General features: G+C 67.4%; 16 protein-coding genes and 1 tRNA gene. 10 read left to right on the forward strand and 7 right to left on the reverse strand.

The window, feature by feature from the left end; genetic code table 11:
• A complete protein-coding gene (locus tag ACZ3I4_RS27790) occupies window positions 1–894 on the forward strand; it encodes a LamG-like jellyroll fold domain-containing protein (protein ID WP_465384949.1) in 894 nt (297 codons plus the stop codon).
• Between the two features lie 384 nt (window positions 895–1278).
• The gene (locus ACZ3I4_RS27795; protein ID WP_465384950.1) at window positions 1279–1656 is read left to right on the forward strand and encodes a hypothetical protein; all 378 of its coding nucleotides are present in this window, start codon (window positions 1279–1281) and stop codon (window positions 1654–1656) included.
• A 201-nt stretch (window positions 1657–1857) separates the two neighbouring features.
• Here ACZ3I4_RS27795 and ACZ3I4_RS27800 read toward each other — a convergent pair.
• Both ACZ3I4_RS27800 and ACZ3I4_RS27805 read right to left on the reverse strand, forming a co-directional pair.
• Window positions 1858–1931, reverse strand: a tRNA-Gly gene (locus ACZ3I4_RS27800).
• A 52-nt stretch (window positions 1932–1983) separates the two neighbouring features.
• Complete coding sequence (locus ACZ3I4_RS27805; protein WP_465384951.1) at window positions 1984–2484, reverse strand: pyridoxamine 5'-phosphate oxidase family protein; 501 nt, start codon at window positions 2482–2484, stop codon at window positions 1984–1986.
• A gap of 75 nt (window positions 2485–2559) precedes the next feature.
• Between ACZ3I4_RS27805 and dcd the strand changes: the two genes are divergently transcribed.
• On the forward strand, window positions 2560–3138 hold the full coding sequence (gene dcd / locus ACZ3I4_RS27810; RefSeq protein ID WP_465384952.1) for a dCTP deaminase: 579 nt from the start codon (window positions 2560–2562) through the stop codon (window positions 3136–3138).
• Between the two features lie 432 nt (window positions 3139–3570).
• On the forward strand, window positions 3571–4314 hold the full coding sequence (locus ACZ3I4_RS27815) for a hypothetical protein (protein ID WP_465384953.1): 744 nt from the start codon (window positions 3571–3573) through the stop codon (window positions 4312–4314).
• Between the two features lie 71 nt (window positions 4315–4385).
• Here ACZ3I4_RS27815 and ACZ3I4_RS27820 read toward each other — a convergent pair whose 3' ends face one another.
• Window positions 4386–4859 (reverse strand): YcxB family protein, encoded by a 474-nt coding sequence (locus ACZ3I4_RS27820; protein WP_465384954.1) that lies wholly within the window; start codon window positions 4857–4859, stop codon window positions 4386–4388.
• Window positions 4860–5407: 548 nt separating this feature from the next.
• Between ACZ3I4_RS27820 and ACZ3I4_RS27825 the strand changes: the two genes are divergently transcribed.
• The gene (locus ACZ3I4_RS27825; RefSeq protein WP_465384955.1) at window positions 5408–6397 is read left to right on the forward strand and encodes a hypothetical protein; all 990 of its coding nucleotides are present in this window, start codon (window positions 5408–5410) and stop codon (window positions 6395–6397) included.
• 46 nt (window positions 6398–6443) lie between these two features.
• Here ACZ3I4_RS27825 and ACZ3I4_RS27830 read toward each other — a convergent pair whose 3' ends face one another.
• Window positions 6444–7295, reverse strand: coding sequence for an alpha/beta hydrolase family protein (locus ACZ3I4_RS27830; RefSeq protein WP_465384956.1), 852 nt, complete (start codon window positions 7293–7295; stop codon window positions 6444–6446).
• Between the two features lie 180 nt (window positions 7296–7475).
• On the opposite strand from ACZ3I4_RS27830, the gene ACZ3I4_RS27835 reads away from it, so the two are divergent.
• Window positions 7476–8396, forward strand: a complete 921-nt coding sequence (locus ACZ3I4_RS27835; protein WP_465384957.1) for a hypothetical protein — start codon at window positions 7476–7478, stop codon at window positions 8394–8396.
• Between the two features lie 25 nt (window positions 8397–8421).
• Here the strand turns inward: ACZ3I4_RS27835 and ACZ3I4_RS27840 are convergent, their stop codons facing one another.
• Entirely contained in the window at window positions 8422–9294 is an 873-nt protein-coding gene (locus tag ACZ3I4_RS27840) for a TIGR03620 family F420-dependent LLM class oxidoreductase (protein ID WP_465384958.1), read from the reverse strand.
• 33 nt (window positions 9295–9327) lie between these two features.
• Here ACZ3I4_RS27840 and ACZ3I4_RS27845 point away from each other — a divergent pair, with 33 nt between their 5' ends.
• Window positions 9328–9603: a YciI family protein gene (locus tag ACZ3I4_RS27845; protein WP_465385065.1), complete on the forward strand. Its 276-nt coding sequence runs from the start codon at window positions 9328–9330 to the stop codon at window positions 9601–9603.
• Here the strand turns inward: ACZ3I4_RS27845 and ACZ3I4_RS27850 are convergent.
• Entirely contained in the window at window positions 9588–10139 is a 552-nt protein-coding gene (locus ACZ3I4_RS27850) for a phosphoribosyltransferase family protein (RefSeq protein ID WP_465384959.1), read from the reverse strand. The two genes, ACZ3I4_RS27845 and ACZ3I4_RS27850, sit on opposite strands and share 16 nt — an antisense overlap.
• 100 nt (window positions 10140–10239) lie before the next feature.
• On the opposite strand from ACZ3I4_RS27850, the gene ACZ3I4_RS27855 reads away from it, so the two are divergent.
• Window positions 10240–11367 carry a PP2C family protein-serine/threonine phosphatase gene (locus ACZ3I4_RS27855; RefSeq protein ID WP_465384960.1) on the forward strand — a complete coding sequence of 376 codons (1128 nt, stop codon included), beginning with the start codon at window positions 10240–10242 and terminating at the stop codon, window positions 11365–11367.
• Window positions 11368–11852: 485 nt separating this feature from the next.
• The gene (locus ACZ3I4_RS27860; RefSeq protein WP_465384961.1) at window positions 11853–13709 is read left to right on the forward strand and encodes an acyl-CoA dehydrogenase; all 1857 of its coding nucleotides are present in this window, start codon (window positions 11853–11855) and stop codon (window positions 13707–13709) included.
• A gap of 135 nt (window positions 13710–13844) precedes the next feature.
• Here ACZ3I4_RS27860 and ACZ3I4_RS27865 read toward each other — a convergent pair whose 3' ends face one another.
• The gene (locus ACZ3I4_RS27865) at window positions 13845–14363 is read right to left on the reverse strand and encodes a SixA phosphatase family protein (protein ID WP_465384962.1); all 519 of its coding nucleotides are present in this window, start codon (window positions 14361–14363) and stop codon (window positions 13845–13847) included.
• A gap of 87 nt (window positions 14364–14450) precedes the next feature.
• Here ACZ3I4_RS27865 and ACZ3I4_RS27870 point away from each other — a divergent pair, with 87 nt between their 5' ends.
• Window positions 14451–14750 (forward strand): DUF6458 family protein, encoded by a 300-nt coding sequence (locus tag ACZ3I4_RS27870; RefSeq protein ID WP_465384963.1) that lies wholly within the window; start codon window positions 14451–14453, stop codon window positions 14748–14750.
• Window positions 14751–14763: the final 13 nt, after the last annotated feature.

Raw genomic sequence — 14763 nt, forward strand, 5'->3', positions numbered from 1 at the left:
ATGTCTCGCAAACGGTGGTGGCTGGCTCTGGCGGGGTTGCTGGTCCTTGTCGGCGCGGTGGCGCACGCCCAGCAGCCATCTTCGGACCCGGCCTTCGCGGTGGTGAAGCCGTCGCTCGATCCGGCCCCGCCGGCACCGGACCCCATCTCCCCCCGCCTCGACAAATCGGGCGCGCTCGGGGCGCTGGCCGGCCTGCTTCCGGTGCGCGAGCCCGAGCCGACCCCCGAGCCGACCGGCAAGATCCGGGTCGCGGCCGGCCCGGTGACCGTCCGCTACACCTTCGACGGCGGCGTCGGACGGCCGATCACCGACCACCGCGGCGGGCACGAGCTGCGGCCCCTCGGGCAGAACGGCGGCTCGCTCCGGCTCGTACGGCAGGGCGCGGGTCTGGCCCTTTCCTACCCGACCCGGTGCCGTCTGGCCCGCGAACGGGACTGCCCCCGCGCGATCCTGGAGGGCGTCCGCGACGATTCGCTCAACCCCGGAACAAAGCCGCTCCGGTACGGGGCCTCGGTGCGAATGACCTACGCCGACCTGGCCGACGGCGCCAACGTGGTGCAGAAGGGCTACTCGGTCGGCAACATCAGCCAGTACAAACTGCAGGTCGACCACCGGCAGGGACACCCGAGCTGCGTGCTGGCCGGCGAGGGCCGCATCTATCGCGCCGAGCCCGCCATCGACGTGGCCGACGGCAAATGGCACTCGCTGACGTGCGCCCGAACCCGCGACAAACTGACCCTGGCCGTGGACGGCCACCCGGCCGCGGCGGTCACCGTCCCCGCCGACTTGTCCATCGCCAACGCCGAGCCCCTACGCGTAGGCGGCAAAGGCACAAGCAAAAGCAACGACCAGTTCGCCGGCGAAATCGACGACGTCTTCGTCATGATCGGCTGACGAACCCGGCCCAGCAATACAGCGACAGGGGTGCGCCTGTTCCCGCGCTCTGTCGCCGCAGCGGCCCAGTTCCGCGTTTCCATGCCAGCGACGGGCTGCTTGCGAGACTCGGCCCCGCCCGGCTTGCCGGGGGCCGAGCTCGCGCCCTGGCGGCGTTATCGGCTCGTCTCGGGTCGGTACAGAAAGTTTGCCTACAGTCTGGGGAATCCCATTTCAAGACGGCAAGCTTGATGTAGCCATGACCAAGGTTCTGATACGGATAGCCGCAGTGAGCCGTCGTCGACGGTCGCGTCCACTCGGCTCATTGTCTAGTATTGACAGACTAAAAGACAGAACTCGATCTTCCCGCTGTCAATGCCTCAGTGCGCTCGGTAGCCTGCGTAGATGATTTCTACTGATGCAGCTGGTACGTTTGCGCAGGTAGACGCTGGTCTTTTGGTTGCCGTAATGGTCGATACCAGAATGCGGCGAAATGGCGGCGAAGACGAGAGCCCGTATCGAGACATCACATTCGCTGTAAGTGTGATTTCGCTCTTCGTTTCCATGTCGCTTGCTTTAGGAATAACCCTTGATATAGCTCCAGCAAGTGAGCTGTTCCCCCTTTTCTTGCTGATGTTCACTTTGTTGGGGGCCTGGGTCCTACTGCTCGATGCCTTTTCCGCAGTGACCAAAGGATTGCGCTCTGCTGAACTGATCGCACTCTCTGGCACAGTTCTTGCGCTAGCTATGCCAATCATCTGGATAGCGATTTACAAAATCTAGAGCCCGGCCGAAAGGTCAACGGTTATGCCTACACCCGCGCCGCGTTGATCTATCAGCACACAACCGGGAACGCGGCGGACGCCGCGCCGACAACCTCAGCGGCCAGATCAGAAGGGACGTGATCGGGCACGACGGCCAAGAACAAGCGCTAGATAAGAACGAGGGCCAAGCTGGAGATATCTCCCGACCTGGCCCTCCACGTGGAGCGGGTGACGGGAATCGAACCCGCACTGTCAGCTTGGGAAGCTGATGTTCTGCCATTGAACTACACCCGCGGCGGGCACCACTGTACCTGATGGTGACCGCACGAAGAGCACTCCCCGGGCACTAACTCACCACCGCCAGCGGTCGGGCTAACTCGGCTCGCCAGGTGCGCGTCATGGGGGTCACGATCGGGAGGGCGGCCAAGGGCAGGGCGCCGGCGGGGCCGTGGGTGCGCAGGGTGGCGGTCTCGATTGTCAGCTCGAACAGGCGCCAGTCGACGTCGGGGGACGCGTGCAGCGCCACGGACAGGTCGGCGGTCACCCGTGGGTCGTGCACCCGGATGGCGCGGCCGGTCAGGAAGGCCTCGTCGTCGTTCTCTTCCGGGGGAAACGAGTGCAGGGCGTAGCGGCCGTCGCGTTCCAGGTCGCGACGTTTGGGTGAGTCGACGATGAAGCAGTAGAGGCCCTCGTCGGTGATCACCGGGGAGACCGGGTGGACGCGGGGGCCGCCATCGCCTCGTACGGTGGCCAGGTAGGCCAGGCCGGGACCGTACTGCTGCAGGAGCGCGCGAATGCCCGCCGCGAGCGTGGGCTCGGCGGTGGCGAAATCGGACCAGGAAGCCATGACGGTATTCTATCGAACATACGTTCGACACGCCCACTAAAACACGCCGAACGGGCAGCTAGGTATGGTGTCCCGATGCTGCTCTCCGACCGCGACCTGGTCTCCGAGATCAAGTCTGGTGACCTGTCGCTGGAGCCCTTCGAGCCGGCGCTGCTGCAACCATCCAGCATCGACGTGCGGCTGGATCGATTCTTCCGGGTGTTCAACAACCACCTCTACACCCACATCGACCCGGCCGAACAGCAGGACGACCTCACCGCCGAGCTCGAGGTGAACGACGGTGAGGCCTTCGTGCTTCACCCGGGCGAGTTCGTTCTGGCCTCGACCCTCGAAGTCATCACGCTGGGCGACCAACTCGCGGGCCGGCTCGAGGGCAAGAGCAGCCTGGGCCGCCTGGGGCTGCTCACCCACTCGACCGCGGGCTTCATCGACCCGGGCTTCAGCGGCCACGTGACGCTGGAACTCTCCAACGTGGCCAACCTGCCGATCAAGCTCTGGCCCGGCATGAAGATCGGCCAGCTCTGCATCTTCCGCCTGTCGAGCCCGGCCGAGCACCCGTATGGTTCCGCCGTCTACGGCTCCCGCTACCAGGGGCAGCGCGGCCCGACTCCGAGCCGCTCGGCGCACAATTTCCGCCTCTGGCCAACAAGCTGAAGCGAATTGAAGCGTCAAGTCGGCCAATCGAAGCGTCAAGCCAGCCGATCGAAGCGTCAAGCTGAAGGACGATCACAGCGACAAGCTGAAGGTCAACATCAGGCTGTCGTAGCGGGGTGGGTGGTGACGGACCGTCGCTCCCGCCGAGGGCCCGGGCGATCCGAGCAGGGCGCTGGCGCGCCCAAGACACTCGGCCCACCCGGGCGACGTGCGTAATGGGTGACGCCCAAAAGCCCACAAACCACCCCTACGCCGATGAGCGAAGCCCGAATAAGTTGCGGCCTCCTCGCGGACAGTCCAAATAGGCCTGAACGGGGTCGTTTGATCGCCCACAAATGTGGCCCGACGGTGGTGGATGTTTAGCGCGCCCGGCGTAACCCGTACGAAGTCTTGCGAAAACGATCAAAGCCCCACAAGTTCTAGAATGGACATATGACCCATAATATCCTTCACATCACTCGGCGGCCGGTGGCTGCTGCGGCGGCTGTTGTGGTTGCCGCGCTGACGGTCAACGTGATCAGCGCGCAGCCCGCGAGCGCCTCGTCGCACCGGCCGTGCTCGGTCGTCAAGCACAGCAACACCAACGGCGTGACCAAGGTCGGCACGGCGACGGCGACGGTCGGCACCGACGGCGTCAAGCTGACGACGGCCGTGGGCAAGGACGCGGACAAGGTTTCGTGGCGCGAGAACATGCGTCCGGTGCTCGCCAGCACGGTCAACGAGGTCTCGTACGAGACCGTCAAGCTGGACCAGGCCGGCGCGGGCGTGAACGACGCCGCGCTGCCCGCGTACCACATCTATGTGAAGACGCCGGCGGGCGAAGGCACCCTGATCTTCGAGCCGTACTACTACCTGATGGACCTCGGCGCCGGGAACCCGCAGCGCCAGCTCCGCACCGAGTGGGACGTGCTGCAGGGCAAGCTGTGGACGTCGTCGACGACGATCAACGGCCTGGCCAAGACCGCCGGTGGTCCCGCGACCAAGACGTTCGCGCAGGTCGCGGCCGACAACCCGAAGATGGTCGTCACCGGCATCGGCTTCGGCCTGGGCACGTACAACCCAGGCACGACGGCGATCCTCGACGAGCAGCGTTTCGCCACCAAGCAGTCCTGCTCCGAGCACCAGTGGTCGACCGGTTTCCGCACCGGCCAGTGGTGGCCGGGCTGGCTCCGCTGACGAACACCACCCGTACGGCAAAGGTCTGAAAACGCCACGAGAGCGGCTGAGCGATTCCCGCCCGGCCGCTCTCAGCGAACCGGGACGCCGTTCGCCACCGCGGTGGTCAGCACCTCGTGAATCTGCTGCGGGCTCAGCCCCCGCGTCGGCACCCGCACGATCCCGCCGCCGACCAGGCTGAACACCAGCTGACCGGCCAGGTGCTCGACATGCCGAAAGGCGTTCCACGCGTACGCGTGCCGGCTCTCCAGCGTCGACCAGGCCACCCCGCCGTCGCTGATCTCGACGGTCGCGGGCCCACCGCCGTCCCGAAGCGCTCGCCGAGCCCCGTGGTTGATCAGAAACATCGGCACGACCACCGCCAGAGCCACGCCGGCCAGCAGCAACGTGACGTTGAGGCCGTCCCCGTGCATCTGAAGCAACACGGCCAGCCCGAGCAGCGTCCACCCGCCGGCCCGGGCCAGCATCACGGGCCGTCGCGCCTCATGCCGCGCGGCCGCCGCGGCCAGGTTGGGGTCGCTCTGAGCGGTGATCTGCAAAAACACTCCCAAAAGGTAACTTTGCCGCCGGAGCGCAGCCATCCGTCGCCAGGCTGACCAGCCCCATCCCGCACGGCCGCCCTTGAGAGCTTTTCCGGTACCTTTCGGCTGGCAAGCGACTCGAAGGTGGCGGGTGTGAAGGCACTGAACGGTCCTCTGTTGCTGGATTTCGACGGGCCTACGCCGACGCCGTGATCACGTCGATGCGCGTGATCGTTGAGGCCTGGCTTTAGGGTGTGACGCTATGGGCGCAATCAAACCTTGGCACCTCCTGATCCTGATCAGCTGCTTCATCGCGGTCTCTGGCATAGCCGCCGCCATAGCGTTCGCACTGATCCAGCGACGCCGTAAGTGAGTCACGCCCGGCCGCAGCAAAGGCGGGGGCCCGCTTGCCCGAATGGATAAATCGGCAACAGGGGTGGCGGAGTTGCGCAACGCTGGATGGCGAAACAGTGGCGCCTATCTGTCGTTAGAACGCTAGAGTGCCTGCCATTCCTTGAATCAGCCGCGGGTTGGCCAATTCGATCTTGCCCACACGAGTGGAGTAACGAACGGTGCAGCAGAGGGTCATCTACGACGAGCGGTACCTGGGTTCCGGCTACGACGGGCGATCAGCCGTCCGTGTTCTCACTGCCGAGTCGACCGCTCTGAACCGCTCTGCTGGTTGGGCTCTCGAGTCTCTTCCGGATCGTGATTGCCTGTCGCTGCTCGACTTCGCCTTCGGGACCGGCCGAGTCACCAACGAGTTCGTCGCCGACTACCCGGACCGCTTCGGTCAGCATCGTCGCAACCTGCGGGTTGTCGCCTACGACGTGTCCGCCGTCGGGCTGGAAAAGGCGGCCACGGAACTCAGGGATGTTCACAAATTCACCGGCAAACCGCAGTTCGACACCAAGGCAGATGACGTTTACATCGCCGGCTCGGTCACCCGCCTGGCCGGGGAGATCGAGCTTTCGGTGGTCTTTGTCCACGGCAACGAGGATGCATCAGCGGACGAGGTCCGAATGCTGCTGGAAAAGGCGAATAATGGCGAATCCTTCGCTGTGACCACGTCCTGGTACAGCGGAATCGCCCACATTCCCACTGCGGCCCGCCGCGCCGAATTCTTCCGCATGCTCGGAAGCATCACGCACAGCCGGGGTGAGTTGCTGGTGGCGCCTTCGGTCTCCGGCGACCTCGTCGATCTTCAAGCCGAGTGGGCCGAGCGGCTCCGCACCGGGCAGGTCGGCGAGCTTCCGATCGAACAGCCGGGTGACGTGATCTACGAGACCGAGCTCGGGCAGCAGAACTTCTATCACGTGTTCGGGACCGACCTCTGGGAGCTGCTGTCGGCCAGCTGCGAAACCGGTCAGCGAGCCTGGCTCGAGGCGCTACGCATGCCTGACGACGAGTTCTCCTCGCGAGAAGCCGAGCAGGACAACTACCGGCGAGTGCGGGACTTCAACGCTCGGATCGGCCGCTGCCCGTGGAAGCTCGCGGATTACCAGCAGGTTCACACGGCGCTGGCGATCCGGAGTGGCCACCCGGGCGAGGCAGGCCTCTGAAGGGAAAGCTGAGCTGTGTGGTCAGCCGGCCGGTCGACGGATCGAGCTACGGTGCCAGGAAGTGGACCTCCGGATAGCGGGAGGACGGCCCGTGCAGCAGCGGCTGAGCATGTCCGCGCAGTTGCAGGTCGAGGAAGGCCGTGACGTAGGCGCGGGTGATCTCGCCGGCCCGCTCTCCGGACAGCGTTTGGATCGGCTGCCCGATCTGGTCGGCCAGCGGCGCGAGGTCGGTGAACGAACTGTGCGTAGTGCCGGTGACGCCTAGCCAGCGTTTCCAGCCGCGCAGCTGCTGCCAGGTTTCGGTCCAGCTGGGATCCGTCCCGGGGCCGTGGCCCTCGCTACTGATCATCAGGAACGGACGCCGGAACGGCGTGCTCAACGGCGGAAAGAAGCTCCCGTCCAGGTTCACCCCGGCGTCGACCCGGGGGTCGGTGAGCATGGCGCTCAGGGCGCTCGCTCCGCCGATGGAGTGACCTACCATGGCGATCCGGCGCGGATCGATCGACCGGCCACCGGACCAGGCGGGGGCACGGGCGAGTAGCCGGTCCAGGACGAACGAGACGTCCGCGGCCCGCCCGGCGGTCACCGCGGCACCGTCGACGTCCTGGCTGCAGGCCAGACATTCGGCGACCCGCCCGTCCGGGAAACTGACGCCGGAGGACTCATAGGTGTGGTCGATTCCGGCTACGACGTACCCGTGGCTGGCCAGATCTTCGGCCAGGCCGGTAAGGGTGGCCCGTGGGTCGCCGAGGCCGGGGGACAGCACCACCAAGGGAAGCTTGCGCGCTCCGGGCAGCAGCGGGGAGTCGATGTGGGCGTGCGTCCGGACCGTGGACAGGGCATCCGCCGGCACCCCGTCGATCCCGTCCAGGAAGAGCCGGGATTCCTCAGCCGTCATGTATTGCGCCGGCGCCCCCGCGACCCGGCGGCCCGGTCTTTGGCATTGATGGGGGCGGACGGTTTGTGGAAGTTTTTGCGGGGCGGCGTTACGTCTGTCTGAAATGCACACTGGGGCGGCGCGGGAGTGCATGCGTGTCTATATTTCCTGGTACTTGTCCTGGACTGGGAAGAGGTGTGCATGAACGTGCTTGCGAAGCGGGCTGTGTCGGCGGGTGTGCTGGCGGGGCTGATGACCGTGGTTGGGGTGTTGGCCGGCGCGGGGGTGGCCAACGCTCAGCCGGTTGAGTCGGGGACGTTTGAGATGAGCGGGGATGTGGGGGACTACATCACCGGTGGGCGCAGCTACAGCTATGACGCGGGGGCGGGGGACCAGCTCACTGTGCGGGCCGACAGTGATCTTCGGGGGATCTACCTGTCGATCAATGCGGCCAACGGGGACTGGTGGTCCATGGACCTCAAGGCGCCGCAGGGGAAGCAGCTCGTGGCGGGGGAGTATCCGAACGCCACCCGGGCTCCGTTCAGTGGGGCGGGGGCCGGCATCGACATCGGTGGGAACGGGCGTGGGTGCAACACCATTGAGGGGTCGTTCGTGGTGGCTGACGCCGCGTACGGGCCCAATGGCTATGTGGAGCGGTTCGATGCCACGTTCGAGCAGCACTGTGAGGGTGGGGACGCGGCCCTGCGCGGGCGGGTCGTCATCGGGAATCCGGCGCCGGCCACTCCGCTCGACTACACGGTGACCACGGCCGCGGATGGGCTGTTCAGCAAGCTGAACGGCAAGGCCACTGTGCACGGGACCGTGAACTGCAACGCCAGCACGACGGTGAACCTGACGGGGCTCGTCACGCAGGTGAAGCAGAAGACGATCATTCGTGGGCCGTTCAACGCTCAGGTCAACTGTGTGGCGGGGCAGGACGCGGCCTGGTCCGTGGTGGCCGACCCGACCGGCACCACGCCGTTCCAGAAGGGTAAGGCCGAGGTGACCGGCAGTGCCTGGGCGAACGACCCGAACTACGACGGGGTGACCGTGCGCAAGGAGCTTGCGGCGACGACCGTGACGCTGACGCGGGCGCCGGCGGCCGTCGAAGCGCTGATGTGATCGAGGGCGCGCGGGGGACTGCTGGTCACCCGCGCGCCACCTCGAGCGTCTTCGCGATCTCGCGCCACTCCTCGCGGGGCAGGTGGGCGCTCGGATCGGACGACAGCACCTGCAGGGCCACATGGTCGGCGCCGGCCTCGAGGTGAGCGTCGACCCGGGAGCGCACCGCGTCGGCGTCGCCCCAGGCCACGGCCCAGTCGACCAGGCGGTCGCTGCCCTCGCCGGTCAGGTCGTCGTCGGTGATGCCGTAGCGCCGCCAGCTGTTCGTGTAGTTCGGCAGCGACAAGTACGTCCTCAGGCGGCGCCGGGCGACCGCACGCGCCTGGGCAGGGTCGCTGCCCAGGAAGACCTTCTGCTCGGGGATCAGCAGGCGGCCGGGGCCGAGAATGGCGCGGGCGTCGGCGGTGTGCTCGGGCGGCATCAGGTAGGGCAGGGCGCCGGCCGTCAAGTCGCGGGCCGCGGCCAAGGCCTTCGGGCCCAGCGCGGCGATCATGCGCTCGGACGCAGGCACCCGGTGGAGCTTCTCGGTCAGGAAACCGCGCAACTGGGTCAGCGGCTTGACGTAGCTCTGGCCGACCGACGCCGCGGTGGGGGCGTGACCCGAGCCGACACCCAGATAGAAGCGGCCGGGATATTGGCTGCTCAGGCGCGCGTGGGCGGCGGCCAGGGTCTCGCCGTGGCTGTGCCAGATGTCGACCACGCTCGTGCCCACGACCAGCGACGTACTCGCGGCCAGGATGGCCTCGGGCAGATCGAGGTCGTCGGGCGGGCTGGCGCCGATCCAGACGGAACCGAAGCCGAGCGCCTCCAGTTCCTGCGCCGCCGCGGCGATCACGTTGGCGTCGGCCGGCCAGTCACGACGCGAACTCCAGGTGCCGTACCGCCCGAGATTCTCCACGTTTCCAATCGTACGATCGGGGGTGTGTATCTGATGATCTCGAAGTACCTGGTGCCGCTCGAGCAGGTCGACGCGGTCCGGGACGCGCACCTGGCCTTCCTGGAGGGTCTGGAGGCGCGGAACCTGGTCGTCACGGCCGGCCGCCAGGACCCGCCGAACGGCGGTGTGGTGCTGCTCAACGTCGATGACGAGACGCGCGCCCGCGAGATCATCGGCCAGGACCCGTACGTGCTGGGTCAGGTCGCCGAATACTCGGCCATCGGCTGGATCCCGACCCGCGGCGCTCTCAAGGACTACCCCCGGCCCTGATCGGGGTCGATGTCGTCCGCGGTGAGCAGGCCGCGCAGGGTCAGCTCGCGGGCCACCCCGGGCGGGCACTCGTCGACGATCACCGCCGTGCCCACATAGCCGCCACCGAACAGCGAGCGCAACGCCCGGGCCTGAGCTCCGGTCGCCGCCCAGTCGTCCACCACGAGCACCCGGTCGTCCGGACCGATCAACTCACGGCGTACGCCCAACTGCTGTTTCTGACCTCGATGGTCGGTGGGCACCTCGGCCCAGATCATCGGCTCGGCGATCGGCAGCCGGACCCCGGCCCGATAGGCCTCGACGAAGCCGACCCCGAGGGCCCGCGCCACGAGCGGCCCGATCAGGAACCCGGTGACCTCGGGCGAGACCACCACGGTGGGACGGTCGGCCCGGAAGAGGTCGGCCAGCGCGTCGCCCAGACCGGCGAGGATCGCGGGGGAACGCCACCAGCCCGAGCGGTCGCTGACGAGGTAACCCTGGCCCGGATCGGTCCACCGGAATTCCGCCCTCAGATGATCACGCAGATCGGTTGTCACGCGGACATCCTGTCACCGCGTGGGGGGCTTGTTCGGCCGCGCGGACAGAACCCGCTCAGACTACGGGTCAAGTTAGTGCAGTCTTTCGCCTCGATCGGGCATGCTGTTCCGCGTAGCCATGCCTAACCTGCCGCCGGGCCGACGCCCGCTGAGCCCTGGATCCCGCGCCGGCCTCGGCGCGGCCCTTGTGCTGCTCGCCGTCGTGTCCGCCGTGGAGCTGGCCGACACCAGCGACGCCAACTTCGCCGGGCTGTTCGCTGCCGTTCCGTTCCTGGCCGCGGTCTTCGCGTTCTGGCAGACCGTGATCGTCGTGGGCGTCCTCGCCACGATCGTCGGCATGGTGTTCGTCGGGGCGGCCGGCCCGCTCGACCTGAACGGCACGGTCAACATTCTCGGCATTCTGCTCGCCACCGGCATCGCCGCCGCCGTCGCCACGATGCGGCAGCGCCAGGCCGACAAGATCGCCGAACTGCAGCGGCTGGCCGCGGTCGCCCAGCAGGCGGTGCTGCGCCCGGTCGGCCCCCAGGTGGGCGCACTGGCGGTCGCGGGCCGCTACATCTCGGCCACGGCCGCGGCCGACATCGGCGGCGACCTCTATGAAGCGCTCGACACCCCGTACGGGGTCCGGATCATCATCGGCGACGTGCGCGGCAAGGGTCTGGACGCGGTGCGGCTGGCGAGCATCGTGCTCGGCTCCTACCGTCATGTGGCGTACGAGCGGGCCGATCTCAAGACCATGGTGGCCGACCTGGACCGGGCGGTGGCCCGCAGCGTCGGCGACGAGGACTTCGTGACCGCGGCCCTGGTCGAGGAGCGCGGCGGCACGCTGACGATCGTCAACTGTGGACATCCGGCGCCGTTGTTGTTGCGCCGTGGTCAGGTCATCTCGCTGGAACCGCCGGCCCCGGCGCCGCCGTTGGGCTTCATGCCCGAGGTGAGGCCGCGCGTCGAGCGGCTCGAACCGGGTGACCGGCTGCTGCTGTTCACCGACGGGCTGGGCGAGGCCCGGCGGGACGGTGAGTTCTTCCCGACCGCCGACCGCGCGTGGCGACTGCTGGGCCACGGCACGGTCGGCGACGGGCTGGCCTCGCTCGAGACGGCCCTGGTCGACTGGGTGCACGGCCGTCTCGAGGACGACATCGCGCTGGTGCTGCTGGAATACGCCGGCCGGGACGACGGCGCGACGGTGCCGATCCCGAGCTGGGAGGTCGGCGCCGCCGGAAGTTAGGCGGCGATCTCTTTCGTCTTCTCTTCCGAGGCGGCGGGCTGGGCCGGCTCGTCCTCGGGCGAAGTGGCGATCGGAGCTGGCGAAACCGGGACCGGCACTGGTTCGGGCTGACGATGCCGCCCGACGTAGTGGCGTGGCTGGTTCGCCTGTCGGGGCTCCGGAATGAGGCTCTTGAGCGTAGCGAACATGGCGCGCCCCCTTTGGCGGCTGGCGAAGACGAAAGCTTCGTGTCTATCCGGTGCAACGAGCCGCATCGCGCGCCGATACGTCAGGGGCGCATGGGAGTCGGCAAATAGCCGAACGGCCATCCTGTTGGCCACCCGATCGGAGGCGTTTGATGTTCGAACCGACGGACACACCCCCGCAACTGGGTGGTTGGTCACGAATCAACTCGCGGGTTGTCCCGCTCTACCGATCAGTAATACAGTGGGGTTACTGACGGGTAACTCCAGACCGGCGGCGTTCGGAGAGCGGGGCCAAGCACCATGACTCACTACAAGAGCAACCTTCGGGACCTCCAGTTCAATCTGTTCGAGGTCTTCGGGGCTGACAAGGCGTTCGGTCAGGCGCCGTACGAGGACATTGATGCGGACACCGCACGCGATGTGCTGACCGAGGTCAACCGCCTCGCCACCGAGGATCTGGCCGCCAGCTATGTCGAGGCCGACCGCAATCCGCCGGTCTTCGACCCCGCCACACACACCGCTCCGTTGCCGGAGTCGTTCAAGAAGTCGTTCGAGCAGTGGATGGCCAGCGAGTTCTGGCGCCTCGACCTGCCCAGCTCGCTCGGCGGCACGCTCGCCCCGCGCGCTTTCTGGTGGGCCCTGGCCGAGAACGTGCTCGGCGCCAACGCCCCGGTGTGGATGTACTCCTCCGGCCCCTCCTTCGCGTCCGTCGTCGACGCCGAGGGCACCGAGGAGCAGAAGAAGTGGGCCAAGCTCTTCGTCGAGAAGCTCTGGGGCTCCTCGATGGTGCTGACCGAGCCCGACGCGGGTTCGGACGTCGGGGCCGGCCGCACCCGGGCCATCCCGCAGGCCGACGGTTCGTGGCACATCGAGGGCGTCAAGCGCTTCATCACCTCGGGCGAGCACGACCTGACCGACAACATCATCCACTACGTGCTGGCCCGCCCGGTCGGCGTCGAGGGTGTGGGCGGCCCGGGCACCAAGGGCCTGTCGCTGTTCATCGTGCCGAAGTACCACTTCGACGCCGAGACCGGCGAGCTCGGTGAGCGCAACGGCGTCTACGCCACCAACATCGAGCACAAGATGGGCCTCAAGGTCTCGAACACCTGCGAGCTGACCTTCGGCGAGCACGGCACTCCGGCCAAGGGCTGGCTGCTCGGCGAGAAGCACCAGGGCATCCGCCAGATGTTCATGATCATTGAGTACGCCCGCATGATGGTCGGCACCAAGGCGATCGCCACCCTGTCGACGGGTTACCTCAACGCCCTCGAGTACGCCAAGAACCGCGTACAGGGCGCCGATCTGGTGCAGAACGACGACAAGGCCGCTCCCCGGGTCACGATCACCCACCACCCCGACGTACGCCGCTCGCTGATGCTGCAGAAGTCGTACTCGGAGGCCCTGCGCGCGCTGGTCATCTACACCGCGACGTGGCAGGACAAGGTGGCCATCGCCGAGGCGGCCGGCGACCTCGAGGCCGCGAAGGCCGCGAGCAAGGTCAACGACCTGCTGCTGCCGCTGGTCAAGGGCGTGGGCTCCGAGCGGGCGTACGAGCTGCTCGGACACGAGTCGCTGCAGACGTTCGGCGGCTCCGGCTTCCTGCAGGACTACCCGCTCGAGCAGTACGTGCGGGACGCCAAGATCGACACCCTGTACGAGGGCACGACCGCGATCCAGAGCCTCGACCTGATCTTCCGCAAGATCGTGAAGGACCAGGGTGTCGCGCTGGCCTCGCTGGCCACCGAGATGCAGGCGTTCGTCGAGAGCGAGGCCGGCAACGGTCAGCTCAAGGAGGAGCGGCTCGGGCTGGGCAAGGCGCTCGGTGAGATGCAGCAGATCCTCGGAGCCACGATGGGCTGGCTCGGCGCCGTGCAGGGCGGGGAGACTCGCGAGCTGTACAAGGTGGGCCTGAGCTCGCGGCGCGTGCTGCTCGCGCTGGGCGACGTGGTGCTGGCCTGGCTGCTGCTGCGTCAGGCCGAGGTGGCCCTCAAGGCGCTGGGCGGCGACGTCTCGGCCGCCGACAAGAAGTTCTACGAAGGCAAGGTGGCGGCGGCCCGCTTCTTCGTCCGCGAGGTGCTGCCCCGCGTCGGTTCCGACCGCCGCATCATCGAAAGCACCACTCTGGACCTCATGGACATCTCCGAAGACGTTTTCTGAGGTTGCCCCACGGTGAGGGGGAGCCGCCCCCGCTCCCCCTCACCCTCCATGCTTTACCCACTCTCCTGAAAAACGGCTGAGGCCGGCGGACAAGGGCGTCCGCCGGCCTCAGCCGTTTTTTGTCCGAAACAGAGGTCAGCCCCGGGCGGTATGGCGTTCCGTCAGGCGCATCGCGCGCGGCTCGGTGGCCGACCAGGAGCCGTCGGCGCGGTGCACGGCCAGGCCCGCGGTCTTCATGATCACGTCGATGCCGTCGTACTGCTCGTCGGGGATCAGCAACGCGGACACCTCCGACACCGTCGGGTTGTGACCGACCACGAGCACCGTACGAACCGTGTCCGGCACCTTGCGCAGCAGGTCGAAGACCTCGGTCGGCCCGCCGTGATAGAGGCTTTCCTCGTAGCGCACCTCGGGTGTTCCGCCTCCCTCGCGGGCCTGGGCCATCGCGATCGAGACGCCCTGCCACGTCTGGCGGGTGCGCGCCGCGGCCGAACAGAGCACCAGATCGGGGTAGAGGCGTTCGTCGGCCAGCCACGCCCCGGCGGCATCCGCGTCAGTCTCACCGGTGGTGGTCAGCTTCCGGTCGAAATCGACCTGCCCATCAGGCGTCTCCGCCTTGGCGTGGCGGAGCAGAACGAGCGTCCTCACGGTCATGTGTCCAGCTTGCCTGATTGAGGACGAGAGCGGGTGGGTAAACCCAGAGCGACGTATTGACCGTGGTGATGATCAAGGAGGCCCGGGATGGGCATCGGCGGAAGCATCTTCCTGCTGGCGTTGGGCGCGATCCTGGCGTTCGCCGTCAACGCGAACATCAGCGGGATCGACATCAACATCATCGGGTGGATCCTGATGGCGGCCGGCCTCATCGGCCTGGTCATCACGCTCTGGTTCTGGAACAGCCGCCGCCGCACGGTCGTGACCCGGCAGACCGCCGAGCCGGTGCCGGGCGCTCCCGTCTATCCGAACCAGCAGGTCCGCAGCGAGTACCGGGAGACCCGTCGCGACGACGTTCCCCCGCCCCCGCCGCCCGCTTACCAGTAACCCGCACCAGACT

It is taken from the genome of Actinoplanes sp. NPDC021490 (assembly GCF_055562135.1).